This is a genomic window from Nitrosomonas sp. PY1, from assembly GCF_022836435.1.
In the GTDB taxonomy this organism is placed as follows: domain Bacteria; phylum Pseudomonadota; class Gammaproteobacteria; order Burkholderiales; family Nitrosomonadaceae; genus Nitrosomonas.
On sequence record NZ_BQXC01000001.1, the window covers coordinates 2,501,438 to 2,517,896 of the forward strand.

General features: G+C 41.9%; 16 protein-coding genes. 5 read left to right on the plus strand and 11 right to left on the minus strand.

Annotation, left to right across the window (positions count from 1 at the left end):
* The first annotated feature begins 8 nt into the window (after positions 1-8).
* The 4 genes from W03_RS11640 (at position 9) to W03_RS11655 (ending at position 3,075) form a co-directional block, all read left to right on the plus strand.
* A complete protein-coding gene (locus W03_RS11640) occupies positions 9-719 on the plus strand; it encodes a sensor histidine kinase KdpD (RefSeq protein WP_244073499.1) in 711 nt (236 codons plus the stop codon).
* A gap of 9 nt (positions 720-728) precedes the next feature.
* Positions 729-1,379, plus strand: coding sequence for a response regulator transcription factor (locus tag W03_RS11645; protein WP_244073500.1), 651 nt, complete (start codon positions 729-731; stop codon positions 1,377-1,379).
* A 237-nt stretch (positions 1,380-1,616) separates the two neighbouring features.
* Positions 1,617-2,426 (plus strand): methane monooxygenase/ammonia monooxygenase subunit C, encoded by an 810-nt coding sequence (locus tag W03_RS11650; protein ID WP_244071008.1) that lies wholly within the window; start codon positions 1,617-1,619, stop codon positions 2,424-2,426.
* A gap of 91 nt (positions 2,427-2,517) precedes the next feature.
* Positions 2,518-3,075: a hypothetical protein gene (locus W03_RS11655; RefSeq protein ID WP_244073501.1), complete on the plus strand. Its 558-nt coding sequence runs from the start codon at positions 2,518-2,520 to the stop codon at positions 3,073-3,075.
* 86 nt (positions 3,076-3,161) lie between these two features.
* Here the strand turns inward: W03_RS11655 and W03_RS11660 are convergent, their stop codons facing one another.
* The 11 genes from W03_RS11660 to W03_RS11710 all read right to left on the minus strand — a co-directional run bounded on the left by W03_RS11660 (position 3,162) and on the right by W03_RS11710 (position 15,460).
* A complete protein-coding gene (locus tag W03_RS11660) occupies positions 3,162-3,797 on the minus strand; it encodes an alpha/beta hydrolase (RefSeq protein ID WP_244073502.1) in 636 nt (211 codons plus the stop codon).
* A 40-nt stretch (positions 3,798-3,837) separates the two neighbouring features.
* Positions 3,838-4,146 (minus strand): ferredoxin, encoded by a 309-nt coding sequence (locus tag W03_RS11665; RefSeq protein WP_244073503.1) that lies wholly within the window; start codon positions 4,144-4,146, stop codon positions 3,838-3,840.
* A gap of 313 nt (positions 4,147-4,459) precedes the next feature.
* Positions 4,460-5,362, minus strand: a complete 903-nt coding sequence (locus W03_RS11670; protein WP_244073504.1) for a sulfotransferase — start codon at positions 5,360-5,362, stop codon at positions 4,460-4,462.
* 95 nt (positions 5,363-5,457) lie between these two features.
* On the minus strand, positions 5,458-6,243 hold the full coding sequence (locus W03_RS11675; RefSeq protein ID WP_244073505.1) for a WecB/TagA/CpsF family glycosyltransferase: 786 nt from the start codon (positions 6,241-6,243) through the stop codon (positions 5,458-5,460).
* The gene (locus W03_RS11680; RefSeq protein ID WP_244073506.1) at positions 6,240-7,361 is read right to left on the minus strand and encodes a glycosyltransferase; all 1,122 of its coding nucleotides are present in this window, start codon (positions 7,359-7,361) and stop codon (positions 6,240-6,242) included. The genes W03_RS11675 and W03_RS11680 overlap by 4 nt, the downstream gene beginning before the upstream one ends.
* A gap of 50 nt (positions 7,362-7,411) precedes the next feature.
* Positions 7,412-8,941, minus strand: a complete 1,530-nt coding sequence (locus tag W03_RS11685) for a lipopolysaccharide biosynthesis protein (protein ID WP_244073507.1) — start codon at positions 8,939-8,941, stop codon at positions 7,412-7,414.
* A complete protein-coding gene (locus W03_RS11690) occupies positions 8,929-10,152 on the minus strand; it encodes a glycosyltransferase (RefSeq protein WP_244073508.1) in 1,224 nt (407 codons plus the stop codon). Before W03_RS11690 ends, W03_RS11685 begins: the two co-directional genes overlap by 13 nt.
* A 357-nt stretch (positions 10,153-10,509) precedes the next feature.
* Positions 10,510-11,934 carry an FGGY family carbohydrate kinase gene (locus W03_RS11695; protein ID WP_244073509.1) on the minus strand — a complete coding sequence of 475 codons (1,425 nt, stop codon included), beginning with the start codon at positions 11,932-11,934 and terminating at the stop codon, positions 10,510-10,512.
* Complete coding sequence (locus tag W03_RS11700; RefSeq protein ID WP_244073510.1) at positions 11,924-13,510, minus strand: glycerol-3-phosphate dehydrogenase/oxidase; 1,587 nt, start codon at positions 13,508-13,510, stop codon at positions 11,924-11,926. Before W03_RS11700 ends, W03_RS11695 begins: the two co-directional genes overlap by 11 nt.
* Positions 13,507-14,241 carry a glycerophosphodiester phosphodiesterase gene (locus W03_RS11705; RefSeq protein ID WP_244073511.1) on the minus strand — a complete coding sequence of 245 codons (735 nt, stop codon included), beginning with the start codon at positions 14,239-14,241 and terminating at the stop codon, positions 13,507-13,509. The genes W03_RS11700 and W03_RS11705 overlap by 4 nt, the downstream gene beginning before the upstream one ends.
* Before the next feature lie 67 nt (positions 14,242-14,308).
* A complete protein-coding gene (locus tag W03_RS11710) occupies positions 14,309-15,460 on the minus strand; it encodes an ankyrin repeat domain-containing protein (protein ID WP_244073512.1) in 1,152 nt (383 codons plus the stop codon).
* A gap of 186 nt (positions 15,461-15,646) precedes the next feature.
* Here W03_RS11710 and pgeF point away from each other — a divergent pair, with 186 nt between their 5' ends.
* Positions 15,647-16,393: a peptidoglycan editing factor PgeF gene (gene pgeF / locus W03_RS11715; protein WP_244073513.1), complete on the plus strand. Its 747-nt coding sequence runs from the start codon at positions 15,647-15,649 to the stop codon at positions 16,391-16,393.
* Positions 16,394-16,459 lie beyond the last annotated feature (66 nt).

Genomic DNA, 16,459 nt, shown 5'->3' on the forward strand with positions numbered 1-16,459 from the left:
AAAAAGCCATGGAACGAGAGCGTGAATTAAACCAATTCAAAACACAACTCATCAATCTTGCTTCACATCAATTTCGCACGCCACTTGCCACCATTCGTTCCTGTATTGATTTATTGGATTTAAAACTAAAATCGACACATCTGAATGATGCGTTCCAAGGATTTTTTGCGAAACACAAAGCTATCATCGATGAAGAAACCACGCGCATGACTGAATTGATGGAAAATATCTTAGATATCGGCAGAATCGATGAAGGTAAAGTTGAATTATTCAAAAAAAACCTTCCCTTCAAAAAATTTATGGATGATTTTGTTCAATCTAATCAAGAACCGGGTGGAGAATATCGCAAATTAAGTTATCACTTTGATACTTCTGACAAGATCATCAGTATCGACGAAATCCTTTTGCGCAACGTTTTACGCAATATCGTCTCAAATGCCTATAAATACTCGCAAGGCAAGCCCGCTCCAGAACTCAAAGTAAACTTTAAAAAAAATGCCTATTGGATTACTGTCAAGGATTATGGCATTGGCGTTCCCGACAAAGATCAACCCTATTTGTTCGAATCGTTCTTTAGAGCTTCCAACGCGAGGATTTTTCCCGGAAGCGGTCTTGGTTTAATGATTTCCAAGAAATTGATCGCATTGCATGGCGGTAATATCCATTTTTCCAGTAAAGTAGGCGCGGGATGTTGCGTGACTATTCATCTACCTGCCTAGATCGTTCTTATGCGTGATAATCCCTTAATACTCTTGATAGAAGACGAGAAAGCATTGCGCGAAAATATATACGAAATCATTACACATTATGGATTCCAAGTAATTTCTTCGGCTAGCGGTGAAGAAGGTATCAGAATTGTTGAAAAATCTAAACCGGATATCATTATCTGCGACATCATGTTACCTGGAATAGATGGTCATGAGGTCTTGACCTCAGTGCGCGAGCAGTTACCCGCATTCACCGGTGCTTTCATTTTTCTCACTGCGAAGTCGACTCGTGCAGATACCCGAGCTGGCATGGATATGGGTGCCGATGACTACCTGACAAAACCTTTTACCAAAGAAGAGCTTATAAACAGTATCAAAGCCCGCATTGAAAAATCAGCAAAAATCCAAGCTCATACCCCATACTCGTTCGAGGATACGCTCACATTTACCGAGCTAGAAAAAATTGCTTTGCTTACTCCAGCAGAACGCAAAGTCATACGAGAAATCTCCAAAGGACTCACCACACCACAAATTGCTCAAAAACTTTTCTTGAGCCAAAAAACCATTGAAAACCATCGCACCAATATTTCCCGGAAATTAAATTTGAGCGGTCCGAATAGTTTAATCAACTTCGCGTTACGTCTGAAACCTTCATTAATAGATAATCACTAATACTCATCGCCAGTTTTCTACCGCTTTGACGTAACAATCAAGCAGCTGCTAAACATAGCCCTAGAATCTTGAATATCGCATACAAAATGAATGGATCCATTCATTGCAAAAAACATCGAACACGCTATGCTGTTGTTGGTATAAAAGTATTGCCAGGAACTAGGACAATCTTTGTTGTCTAAATACTTGGCCAATCTTGATACTGAGTTTCTATTAACAACCTAATAGGAGGAGAAAATGGCAACGACATATGGCACGAGTAGTGCGAGTAAGAGTGCTGATTATGACATGTCGCTGTGGTATGACTCAAAGTACTACAAATTAGGCATGCTGACGATGTTATTGGTAGCGATATTTTGGATATGGTATCAAAGGACATTTGCATATTCGCATGGAATGGATTCGATGGAACCTGAGTTTGACAAGGTATGGATGGGTCTGTGGCGAGTACACATGACACTGATGCCGCTGTTTGGGTTGGTGACATGGGGTTGGATTCTGAAGACTCGTGATACGAAAGAGCAATTAGACAATTTGGACACCAAGCTGGAGATCAAACGTTATTTTTACTGGATGATGTGGTTGGGTGTTTATTTGTTTGGTGTTTACTGGGGCGGAAGTTTCTTTACGGAACAAGACGCATCTTGGCACCAAGTGATTATTCGTGACACGAGCTTTACGCCAAGTCACGTAGTGGTATTTTACGGTTCGTTCCCGATGTACATTGTATGTGGTGTAGCGTCATACTTGTATGCGATGACCCGTCTGCCGCTGTATAGCCGTGGCACATCCTTCCCGTTGGTGATGGCAATTGCTGGTCCATTGATGATTCTGCCGAACGTAGGGTTGAACGAATGGGGACATGCATTCTGGTTCATGGAAGAATTGTTTAGCGCGCCATTACACTGGGGCTTTGTGATTCTGGGTTGGGCTGGTTTATTTTCGGGTGGAATTGCAGCACAAATCATTACCCGTTATTCAAACCTGACCGATGTAACCTGGAACAATGCTAGCAGAGAAATTCTGAATAACCGCATCGTTCCTTAATTTTTAGTTGATATACACATTCCATGGTTTATCGAAATAAACCATGGAATGGTCAAGCAAAATGCTTAATCAAATAGGAGGGATGGAACATATGATTACACTAGAAAAAATAACAGGACATGTTTTTATAGCGATTATCCTGTTTACATTGTATTCCGGATTGGCTACCGCGCATGGGAAGGTAGATCTAGATGCTGATGTTTGCGTACGCAACATATCCGGCAGTATGGTGCACTTAAGCACGTATCAACCACAATATGATCCCCAAGCCGAATATTGCACAGAAATTCCTAAAGAAGGTGAAACTTTATGGGTCTTAGATTTAATTGATCAGGCGCTGCGTAACATGCCAGTTGCAGTTAAAATTATGAGGGGTAGCGGTGCAAGTTTAAGCGATACCGTAACATCACTCTATTCTACCGATCACAGTGACGGAGTGATTAAAGGCGCATTCAATTTAGACGAAGGACAATATACACTTTTTGTGACTGGAGAAGGTACTCCTCCTTTACATTACGAATATCCATTAAGAATTCAGATGACCAATTACAAGGATCTATTTTTTTCATATGCGCCTTATATAATTATATTTCTATTGCTTGCTTTAATGACGGATAAAATCTTGAAACGCCGTAAATTAAGAAGCTAGGCTTAGAACTCTAACAACGATATCTTCTGAAGGTGTTAAGTTTTTGAGGGTAAACATACTGTAACTGCAAGGATTGCTTTCTGTCATCATATTTTTGATACAAAAGAGCTTAAAATCAGGTTTTTGAGTATCATCAACTTACCGTGAAAGAAATGGCTAGCACCCGGAATCATTACAATCGGCAGCGATTGGGGTGCTGCCCAAGCCATAATTGATTCAGGCACGACCACATCATCCTGATCGCCCTGAATAATCAAGGTATAGCGATTCTTTTCAGGCGGTATAGGAGCTTCCAAATGTACAACAGATGGCGCAACCAAAATGAGAAATTCTGGGTTCAGGGTCTGAGCAGCATGCAATTGAATAGCACCGCCAAAAGAAAAACCGGATAGCAACAAAGGCAAATCCAGTAAATCGCTATATTGTTCGCGAATATAATTCGTAATCGTTAGCACATCGACCAATTCCCCGATACCATGATCAAAAACTCCCTCGCTTTGACCAACACCACGAAAATTGAATTTTACCGTAACAAAACCTAGTTCTAACAAGGTATTGAATAATGTATGCGCCACCTTGTTATTCATCGTTCCACCATACAGTGGATGCGGATGCGCCACAATAGCAACTCCTTTGGGAGGAGCGCTAGGTCTAGCTAACACCGTTTCCAGCTTTCCGGCAGCACCTGCAACAAAAAACTTTTCAAGTCGATACGATTTCATTGGCACAGCATCTTAACCGCTATTAAACATAAGTTGTTGATCAAATCTTCAAGCGCTCGACAACATTGCCTTTCACCAAATGCTCATCAATGATTTCATCAATATCATCCTTGTCGATATAGGTATACCAAGTTTCATCCGGGTAAACCACAATCACCGGTCCTTCATTACAGCGATCCAGGCAACCAGCGTTGTTAATGCGAATCTTATTTTTTCCATCAAGTCTTAATGATTTAATGCGTTGTTTAGCGTAATCACGCAATACTTGCGCTCCCAAATCATTACAGCATTTGGCTCCACCTTCACGCTGATTGACGCAAAAAAAGACATGGTATTGATAGTAACTCATAATCGTGTCATTCAAATAGTCATCGAAAAGATAGTTGATTTTACAAAATTTGCAGCCTTTACTGTAAATTTCATGGCTCAACAATAAAAATAAAATTTCTTATGTCACAACACACCAGGAAAAGAACGAAAACGAAGCAAATAAATGAAGTCATGCACCACCAGCGATGCAATCATTTAGTAAGCATGATGTTTACCAGAGAACGGAGTTTTTTGACGCAGATTAAACGGTTGAAATGTAGCGGCAAAGATTTTTTAGAAGTCTGATCAAAACTTTTCTGTTATTGATAACATGAATAACAGATATGGCGATATCACATATTCCAGGGAATAGTGCGATTCTCAATAAGCGTCCTTAATGAATCGACACTGGGTGCATAATATCGCCTGAGCCGTAAATAATCCTGTTCGGGAATTTGATCGTAGCCTTCTCGTGCTTGATTAGTTTTTTTGTACAAATCCACTAGCGATTGTTTCAATTGTGGACGCTGCCGCAAAAGCCGCTCAGATTTTGCATTGAGCCAAACAGCTATTTTATGCAACCATTTGAGCCGACTTTCATAGGTCACGTTGATTTTCTTAAAATCGTAATTGGCAAAATAGTCCGATGGAATCTCTAAGAACTGACAGAGTTCTTGCATAAAGCTAAGAATATCGCGATTCATGTCTTCAAAAAACATGATTTTTATTTGCTTGGTTGGAAAACACTGATAATAATATTTCAGATACTCAGCATACCGGCCATAGCTGATCACTTTCAGGTACCACTCATCCATGCCTAATTCAGCGGGCGACTTCTGCTTTGAATCGTATGCAATACATTGATCGATATATTCTGAAAAAGACATATCTTTACAAATATTGAGCTTACCAATATGGAAATTAAAAGATGAGTACATCCTGTCCACTGGATCCCTTAGGATGAATAGCAATTTTGTTTTGGGTATCAATGCATGGATACGCGGTGCAACCTCAGCACCACTGCCGAGATAACCCGGTGAAGCCTCCATCACAATAGTTTTTCGTTCGCAATGGCTGGCAAAATACTTGGAATAATTCAGCATATCGGTATTGCGGTCTCCGAAATACCCATTACGAAAAAAATCCGTTTCTTTCACAGCAGAACCACAAACTAAAGGATGTGTGCTTAAATAAGTAAATACAGAAGTCGTTCCAGCTTTTTCTGTTCCTGCGATAATGAAATTAGCTAATGTCACAGCGATATTCCTTTCTAAGTAACTATGTTGCGTGATCAGAATATTGAAATCGAATTTCTAATAGAAACCGTACCCGCCCAATCAATTAAATTTATTCAGCGTGGTTGTTGTATATTATGAATAAGAGATTGTTGTTGCAATATTTTCTTCCCTTTCAGACGACGCCATAATACGCGCATCATGAAAACTGGATTACCCAAAACATATCGTGCAAACATCCTTTTCGGTTCCATCATTAATCGAAAAACCCATTCCAACCCAAGTTTACGAATAAAATAAGGCGCCCGAGGCATGATTCCAGAATAAAAATCGAATAATGCACCTACCCCCATTATAATAGGCGTTTGCAGTTTTTCCGCATGATGTGTTATCCATAATTCCTGATTCGGTACGCCCATCGCCACCAGGAGAATTTGTGCCCCACTGTCATTAATAGACTGAATAATGCTTTCTGCATCGTTTGGATGGAAGTAACCATCATGCGTCCAAACGATATTCAAATGCGGGAATTGTTTCTTCATATTATCAGCACACTGTTGGGCTATGCCAGGACGCGCACCCAATAGTGCAAGATTAATCTGTTCACGGGCAGCTTCGCGGCAAATAATAGGAAACAAATCAGTTCCATTAACGTTGTCTTTGAGCCAAAAACCAGCCAGTTTTGCGGCTTGCCGCATGCCACTGCCATCGGCATATAATAAAGCTCGATCCTGCAACGCTCGCAAATAGTTTGCATCGTTCGCGGCAACATTAATGCAATGAGCATTCAGAAAAAAAACTTTGCAACGGTTGTTCCGTTTGGCATCGGCAACGATATTTGCACCTGCTTCATCAAGTGTTATATCTTTGATGCTTAGTCCAAAAAGATGTATATACGTCATAGAGGTTGTCGCTTCTCGATTATCGCATCATAAACCCCAGCAACCGCTTTAGCCATGCTATGGTCTGAAAAATTAGCAACCTGGAGTTGGTATGCTTTCTCACGCATGCTAGTCCACTGGTATTTGCCATCCATTAGCTCAGCAATTACTTTGGCCAGTTGTCGCGCATCTCCGGCAGGCACCACCAAACCAGTATGACCATGTTCCAATACTTCTGGAATGCCTTCCACATTGGATGCCACGACCGGCACACCCGTTGCCATCGCTTCCAGAATAACCATCGGCATACCTTCTCCGAATAAGCTTGGAAGCGTCATAACATCCATTTTGAGAAATTCTGGTTCGATTTTTTGTACAAACCCAACCCAGTCAATCATATCCGCCACACCTAACCGAATAGCCAATGCTTTAATGTTTTTTTCATACTCTGGCGTTTCGAATGGGCCTACCGCGCGGAGTCGAACAGCCTTCCCCATTTGCTTTAAATCAGCCAAGGCTTGGATCAACACTTCCAATCCTTTTCGCGGACGAAATAATGCCACGCTGCCGATAATCCATTCCGAACTCGGTGGCAAGCGCTCAGGCAGTGGCCCCGGAGTCACTACGCCATTCGCTGCCATGGTAATTTTTGTACGCGACCAACCCTGTTTTTGCAGATAACCTTCTAAGCTCTTAGACACGGGAATTAATTGCGAAACACCAATTAGGCTTAACCGTTCCATCGTAGCATTGACATAATTGCGCAACAGGTTCTCGGTATCTCTTGTCGTTGGACTGTGAACATGGTGAACTAATGGCAATCCGGTCATCCATGCAGCAGAACGGCCTAGCAATACGGCTCTAGGCGTATGCGAATGAATAATCGCATACCGATCCCGTCGTGCAATAGCCACAATTTCTTTTACACAGGCCAAATCAAACTTAGATTTCATCGGCACTTCATAGAGTGGCACCGTAGAGACCCTATTAGCTGCAAATTTAAATGGTTTTAGACAAACGAAACCAACTTCGTAACCATATTCAGGCAAACTCAGCGCTAATACATCTTGAACTCTTTCAGCACCGGAGAAAAATTCACCATTAATGATATGCAACACTTTGGCTTTACTGGTTCTCATCTGAAGTTAACCATGAAGTGGAAGTCTTATTTTAGAGTCAAAAAATTCCGTCAATATTTTGGATGTTTCCATACGAAAGGCGCAAAAAATCGAGCTTGCTGTCGCAATCCGCGGCGCAACAATGCCATATCATTACGATTAAGTGGCTTGACGAGCACCAAACCAGCGCAATACAACAAAAGCACAATCCCAAGCCCCCACCACGCATTATATTCTTGACCAACCATCCATCCAGCGATCGTCGATAAAGCAGCCAGAACAATTCCGCGCAAAGCACCATACCAATCCAATTCGATACGCTCAGCTTGGCGGTTGAGCCACACTAAAATAGTGCTATTCAAGATCCAGAGGCTTAGCATAATCCCTATCACAACCCCAATCAAATCCCAGTTTGATCCAATAATGACCGATATCGGCACTAGAATAGCTAATAAACTAAAGTATCTCAGCTGGTGCGTATAGGAAAAAATCTGCATGGATGAATTGATCAGTTGACTTTGACCAGCCGCGCCCAGTCCGATTAGCATAATTAGCATAATCGTTCCCGCATCCATAAAGCGGCCACTGCTAATAAACGCAATTAGCGTATCACCCGCAATAGCAATCGATGCAACACAGATAGCCACAATTAATAGATTGATTTTCCATAATAAAGCCACAGTTTGGCTAACAATACTGATTTCACCAGCGGTATACCTTGAAATCAAGATGGGCCGAATGATGTTATAAAGCAAGTTGGCAGGTAAATAACGGCCGATGATGGTCTGTAGTTGCTGTAAGAAAGCAAACATACCGGCTGCCTCCAATCCTAGTACCCTAGCTACTAAAATTCTTAATGTTCCGGGTCCGGCAGTAGCCCATAATAAGCTCGTCCCCATCATATGCCAAATGAAAGTCGCAATTTCTCGCACGCTGACGTAATAATCACCAGTACCTGGTAAGTTTCTTAACTTTTTGACTAAAAACAATTCCGCTAATAGAAAGCAACTGGTCGAAATGATCAGATCAATGTATAACAGCTTTTCCAACGTTAAAGTTCCAACTAACGTCAGTATCGCCACACCGATGATACGTCCGATCGGCATCAATGCTTGTGTCGTTTGCGACCAACGTTGTTCCAAGAGACACTCGAGCATCTCGACAGTAAACCGAAAACCTATGACAGTAATAATAAGACCTGCAGCGATGATTGTGCTATTTTGCTGCACGACACTGAAACCAAGCCAAACAGTAATTTCTGGCCAAAAAGAAACAATAATCACAGAAAAAACAATCAAAATTGCAAAACGAATCAAAGCCATCCAACTAACAAACTTAAATAAAAGCCCAGGAGCTCCACGTTCCGCCAGTTCCGGCAAAAATCTCCGCACGCCTTCTATCATGCCGAGAGAACTCAAAGGCATCAGCATCTCTACCATGCCCCATAACACCATGTATGCGCCGTAATCGCTAGGCGATAAAATGCGTACTAGCCAAAGTGTTAATGCAAAAAACGCAATAGCTTGCGTCACCCTCCCTAATAGAAAATGCTGGAGAGCTTTGCGAAAACGTTTCCCTGAATAAAGCATTAGGTGGGACAAATGGCTTTTCCTAATATTTTTTCATATTCCGATTCGACCAGGTCAGCGATAACATCGTAAGTCCTGTTCTTCCTAACCCAATCGGGGCCTTTTGCTGCCATATTCTTTGCTCGTTCTGGATCCTCTAGAAAATAAAATGCTGCATCAGCAAAAGCTTTTTCATCCCACTCGACACAATGGCCTACGCCGCTATCCTCCATAACTTGGCATTGCTCCGGCAGCTCATTGGCGACAATGCATTTACCCATTGCCATGTATTCGATCAATTTAGTAGGTGATGCGGGAAGAAAAACTGGAGAAGGATAGATAGGAGAAAAACAAATATCGGCTTGCTTAACCAATTTCCAAGCTTCATCCATCGGTAGAAATCCAGTGATCGTGACATCCGATATCAATCCCAGTCGAATTGCTTCTTCCTCTACAGCCTGTGAGTCACTTGGCATTTGTCCATCACCGACATACAACAAACGCGCCCCAGGGTAGCGTGATTTTACCCTATGCAATACACGAACCAAGATTTCCGATTTACGCATCTTCATAATCAATCCAAGATGAAGGAGCAATGGAGCTCGCGTATTCGGTGCGATAGCATCATAAGCTTGCCCCACCTGATCGATACGGATACCCATAGGCACCGGAGTCATCTTGGACAAACGAATACCTTGCTTTGCAACATCTTCTTTCATACGCTGGCTTTGAACAAAGATATGGTCCGCGCTTGGCAAAATGATTTTATAGAGTAAATTACGAATCAAATGACCTTTTAGCCAAACCAGATGACGATAGGGTACCAGTCGATTCTTTGCTTGATACAATTTTGATTCGGCAAAAGGATAGGACATCCAATACACAAAACGTGCACCGGTTAGTCGTGCCGCAAGCCAAGCAATTAAGCTAGCAAAAAACTTATCACGTACTTGAATAACATCGTAACGCCCTAGGATTGCTAAAGGTAGAATCATCAAGTCACCCAGCATACCGAGAAAATTGTTGATGATCCTATGAATCAGTTTCTTGCCTCTACTATGTGGCGTAAGATACACGGTATTTCCCAACCATTGAGTGGGAGAAGCTTGGTTCGTCGCATCTGAACCCCGCTGCATCAACCATTCAATCTGATGTCCGCGAGCAGGCATTTGTTTAGCAAATAAATCGACCACATCGGCACGAAAGGGCGGAAAGCGATCTTCTACAATATACAACAGCTTCATAATTTGTCCTTCGTAGATTGGTAATCGAAATGAGAAATGCACATCACTTCATTCCAAGCTGAAAGTATCCATAGCGATTACGGATGAAATCAGGTGCTCCAATTCAATTTTTAGATTTGCCATTGTCGCATCTGCTCTTGATTCTATTATCGTCAATATATTGTGGAGTATTAAAATTATCATAAAAAGATCTTTTGAAATTAATTGTAATCGGGCAAAAGAGGGGCTATTTCCATCTAAAACTTCAGTACAAATTATTTCCAGCAAGCACTCGATTTTTTAAGGAAATTCGCAAAGATAAACAAAGACCCGTTAGATGACGATCGCATTTACAAACTACCCAACACTTACCCGACATTATTTTTTAGTTTCTTCGAGCAATAGACCATCTAACCATTCTTTCCAGGCAAGAAATTTTTTATTCAGCTTATCGCTTTTTTGAATTATAGAAATTCGACTGGCTTCCTGAAAACAGTGAACTTTATCATTAGTTGCAAGTAAGGCAGTACCTTGCAAACTCGCTTCTTTCTGCTGCAAACAATAAATAGGTAGCGGCACACATTGACCAATGCCGTACTGCAAGCAAGGTAGTGCTGATAACCCTCCTGATAAATAAATTACCGCTAGCGGTAATTGACTATGAAAGTCCTCAATGATACGTGCAATCCGAAAACAAATAGCCTCAAGTAACAACACAACAATTTGTTGTTGCGTCAATAACGAAATCGATTGCGAAAAATACAAACCATAGTCTTGACGAAAATATGGTGCACCTAGTCCGCTTGGCTCCGCAAGACAAAAAATATCATTATCTGCCATCTCTTCGATTACACAATCTTCAATCGAATAAGGCGCCAATACGGCGGCAATTGAATTCAGTGTACCCTCGATCGCGAAACAGGGCAGTTTACCAACTGGCTGATAAACCAGCGTATGTAGATAGCCATTCGATACCGATGATTCTTGCGGAAAGGTTCGGATCACAAAGCCGCCAGTACCAAGATTGACTAAAGCTCGGGTCGATGCATCAGCTAAGTTCGCGTCGACGCTGGCCAGATAAGCTGCGGATTGATCTGCCACACTTGCCATAAGCGTCAAGCCAAATGACTCAAGCATGACATTAAGCCCGGTAGAAGATCGAATGTCTGGTAGAATTTCTAAAGGAATTTCAAATAATTCACACAGACTCCGCGACCATTGCTGTTGATGAATATCCATCAACAAAGTACGTGCAGCCATAGAAGCATCAACCCAATAATGTTGCCCGCGAGTCCAACGCCAAATAAGAAAAGTATCAAGCGTACCAACCAACCATTGCTTTTGTATCAGCTTATCACGCCATGACGGATTTTCTCTTAATAAAATATTAAGCTTAGGAGCAAAATAGTACGGCGTTAACCGTAGTCCAGCCAAACGTTGAATCAACTCGGTCGATGCATACAGGCGATTACAACATTCACGGCCACGAGTATCTTGCCATGAAATCAAAGGAATGACAGGATCGCCACTACTTTTTTCCCAGATCAGAAAAGAAGAACGTTGACTACATAAACCTAATGGTGGCTTTTGATGAGTATGGTTAAGACACTGCTTTAGAACTTGTTCGGCAGTCGCTAAATAAGCCAATCCATCGCTCTCATAATACCCATTATGATGGCTAATAGCAGGCGCGTCCTGCCGGATAACATGACACAAATTTCCATCAGTATCCATCAAGGTGGCTTTAATAGAAGTCGTACCTAAATCAAGCGCAATTGCTGAAATATCAGGGTTACGCATCATTACTACAACGATTAACTTCTTGTGTCACTCTGACAACATCCCAATTCAAAGTTTCGGCTACATGTTGTGCAATGTGCCGCAGTTGTTCTTTGCGGAGTTTGGCAAGAATCAACAAAGGCATGCGACGGCGTAACAAATCATCCAAATGGATTACCATTTCGGATTCAGCACAATGGAGCAAATCCGCATAAATAAAAGGAAGCGATCGAATAATGCGTTGTGCAAGTTGTGGCTGCATCTCAATACGATGCAAAATTTCACTCGCTTGCGTGCCATGTCGCCGTAAAAGCCAGCGTATGCTTTCATCATCAATTCCCAGCGTTGAAGCATGGACTTGCATCTGCTCCCACCAAACTGGAAAGGCATTGCTCGGCGCCCACGGAAACAACTTCCGCGTTGCACAGGGCCGAAACTTTCCAAGTTGGGTACAAACTTTATCAACAATAGTAGTGGAATCTTGCCTAGCAGAGGTAATCTTGCCCCCGATAGAATAATGAATATCATCAGTTTGGGATTTTAATTCCCAATCGCGACTAGCAGAAGAGGGAGAACCCTGTAAATCCGATTGACCTTCTCGTTTAAAAACACGAACACCTACGAAATGACCGACAATGTCCTGCTCATTCCAAGGAACCTGCAAATAATTATTTACTGCATCAAGTAGATAACGGATATCGCTCGGTTCAACCTTTACATTGGCAACATCACCCTGGAACTCAGTGTCAGTGGTGCCCAGTAAAGTCATACCATACCACGGAATCAGGAAAAACACCCGCCCATCCGACCGTGCCGTCAAAAGCAATGCTTTATCGCCCGGAATAGCCGGCATGATTAAATGGATGCCTTTTGCGAGTAAGCACAATTGTTGACTGTATTGATCATTAACGAGCCATTGCCCAGTAGTAAAAACAATTTGCTTAAAATAAATTGTTTGTTGTTTCGTGGTCACTTGATCTTCAATCAATGCAGCATTGAGATTCTCTCTCCTTGCAAGGAATTGAATAAATTGACAGTAATTGACACAGCACGCACCGGCATCGAGAGCGCCAGCGATAAGCTCTAAAACTAGACGAGCATCATCAGTTTGCGCATCGGAATAAATGAAACTTCCTTTAAGCTCGTTCTCATGAAGATAAGGAAAATACGCCATCAATGACTCTGCATCCAAGTACCGGTGGTGTGTCTTTGAACGCGTTTTTCCAGCCAACCAGTCGTACAACATCAAACCGATTTTCAACTTAAATCGATTCAAGTAATGATGGCGCTGGTATGCATATAACGGTATGCCAAATTGCAATGGCCAGACACGATGAGGCGCGATTTGTAACAACAACTCACGTTCTTTGAGTGATTTGCTGACGAGCTTGAAATCATAGTTTTCTAAATAGCGCAAACCACCATGAATCAGTTTACTGGATGCCGATGAAGTAGCGCTGGCCCAGTCATTTTGTTCAATAATTGCGACTTTGAGTCCGCGCAGCGCTGCATCATAAGCAGTCCACGCACCATAGATCCCGCCACCACATACCAACAAATCGAAAGATTGACCAGAAAGTGCGGCGAAATCTCTTTTCATTGGTCGCGAATGACAAGTGCTTTCTGCGGAAAATCACTGATGAGAATATCTACCCCCAATTGCAATGCCTTATTAATTTGTATCTCACTATTACAGGTATAAACACCGATACATTTGTGATGATTGCGTAACAAATCAACAATTTCCTGTTCAATGATATCAATTGGCAAACAAAATCCATGCAAAAAAGGATGATCCGCGTTAATTGTATGCACATCGGTAATCGATTGATCATCATCAACATTATAAATCAGTGGAAAATCAGGCCGATAATCGTGTGCATCAACAAGACTTGCTAAATTAAATGACGACACGATAATCCGATGATCTGGATTTTTTCCAATCATATCCAGTGTCTGATACATTTTTAGTTGATGGCGAGAGCGAGATTCCCAATCACGATTCTTAATTTCAACCAATAATCGACAGCGTGTTCGGTAAGCGGTCAAGAAATCTTCCAATGCCATTGGATTTTGGTTTTCATCAGGAAGTGCGCGTGACATCAGTTCCTTCAGTTGGAGATAATCAAAATCATCGATATGTTTATCGTTAAGTCCAATTTTATCGAGATAACGATCATGCCATAGCACCGCGATTTCGTCTCGGGTTAACTGAACATCCGTTTCAATCCCATCAATCGAATAGGTCAGCGCTTTATCAAAAGCGCCTCGAGTATTTTCCAATGCTTCGGAATTTGCGCCACGGTGTGCATAAACCAAAACCTTATTCATTATAACCTTTCATAGCTGTTAAATCTTTCAACACTACTGCAACCATAAGACTGATCGAACCAAGTCACTACTTAGATTTCGACTTTAACAACTCAACAATAGCGGGATCTTTGGCGATCTCAGCAGCAGTTTTACCTTTCTTACTTTTGAGGCTGGTATTTGCTCCTTTCTGCAGCAGAACTTTTACTGCATCCGCATGGTCGTGCAATCCTGCCCACATTAAAGCCGTTACACCGTCATCATTTTGCAGATCAATTTTTGCGCCACTTTCAAGTAATACTTCAATGACGCTAGTGTGTCCGTTTTGTGCCGCCAGTATCAACGGCGTAAATCCATTGGATGCTTTGTGATCGACTTTTGCGCCATGCTTAATGAGCATTCTAACCATCTCGGTATTGCCGATCAATGCCGCAATCGTCAATGCGGTTGCATTATTCTTATCCGGCTGATCAACTTTCGCACCTTTTGTCAACAAAGTGCGAACGATTTCAACATGATTATTTTGTGCGGCAATGTACAGAGGTGTAGTGTCATTAATAGCAAGTAAATCAAACGCTGCATTTTTGGCCAATAGTATATCGACAATATCTTTATGCCCATTTCTCGCCGCCATATACAACGCAGTAGTATTATCTACAGCACGATGATCAACTTGAGCGCCTTTGGCTAGAAGCTTTTCAACAATAGCGCTTCGCCCTTCCAGCGCAGCAATAGTGAGTGCCGTAATCTGATCTTTGGTTTGCAAGTGAATATCGGCTCCTTTAGCAATTAGAGCATCCGCTATACTTTCGTGGTCTTTTTGAATGGCCAACATCAATGCAGTGATGCCTTCGGTAGTTTGTGCGTTGATTTCCGCACCTTTGGCTAATAAAGCTTTAACAATCTCCATATACCCATTCTTAGCTGCGAGCATCAATGCCGTAGTATCTCCGGCATTCTTCAAATTCACATCAGCATTCTTTTCCAGCAACATCGTCACAATGTCGCTACGGCCATATTGCGCAGCAATCATCAATGCACTAAATTTTTTCTCGTTTTGAAAATTGATATTGGCACCCTCATCTATTAATTCTTTGACGATTTTTGTATCACCCGAAAAAACCGCCTTGAGTAATTCCTCATCATTGCCTTCTGCCGAAACATTGACCGCGAACAAAAAAGTAAATACCGCAATGGCAAGAGCAGGCATGAAATGAGTCAGTTTCTTTGTAAAATTCATTGATTACACCTATGTGAAATATTTTTATTATTTGTTATGGAAATCGAATTTGTTCGTGTTACAGTGTGTTCAAAGAGGTATTTTACCTGAGAACAATAAACATCACTCGGTTGAAATGATTGATTTTTAACGTCACTCGCTCTGAATTTTCTCCATATCTTATTAATGTAATTAGGTTTACATAGCATGACAAACGACTGGATTGTTCCCAATTGGCCGGCACCAGACCATGTCAAAGCATTATTCACCACGCGCCAAGGCGGTTTCAGCAGCGGCAATAATCAGCAATATGCGTCGCTCAATTTAGCAACGCACGTAAACGACAACTTACCGCATGTTGAACAAAACCGTGCTCAGTTACGGCGCTTTTTACCGAGCGAACCAAAGTGGTTAGAACAAGTGCATGGCATATCTTCGATTTGGGTCGATGAAAAAACTACGTCAATAATACCAGCGGATGCTGCGATGACAAAACAACGCGGTATTGTCTGTGCGGTCATGGTGGCAGATTGCTTGCCAATTCTGTTGTGTAACCGAACTGGCACTGTAGTAGCGGTAATTCATGCTGGTTGGCGGGGGCTCGCTGGAGGAATTATTGAAAAAACGGTAACCGAAATGGCAGTAAATCCTGATGATTTAATAGCGTGGCTTGGTCCCGCGATTGGACCGGATCACTTTGAAGTGGGTACTGAAGTTTATGACGCATTTGTTCAGCAAGACAAACAGGCTGTACAAGCTTTTGTACTAACCGATGATGTTAGAAAGAAATGGTTGGCTGATATTTTTTTGTTAGCACGACAACGCTTATTACGTGCTGGTATCATGCAGGTTGACGGTGGAGGGGTTTGCACATATTGTGACTCTGCACGATTTTTTTCTTATCGCCGTGATAGTGAAACAGGACGCATGGCAGCGTTAATTTGGTTGAAGTAGCTAGATCTTAAAGTATTTTTCTACTTCAATCCTCAACATATGGACTGGCAACAGGTATAATCGCGC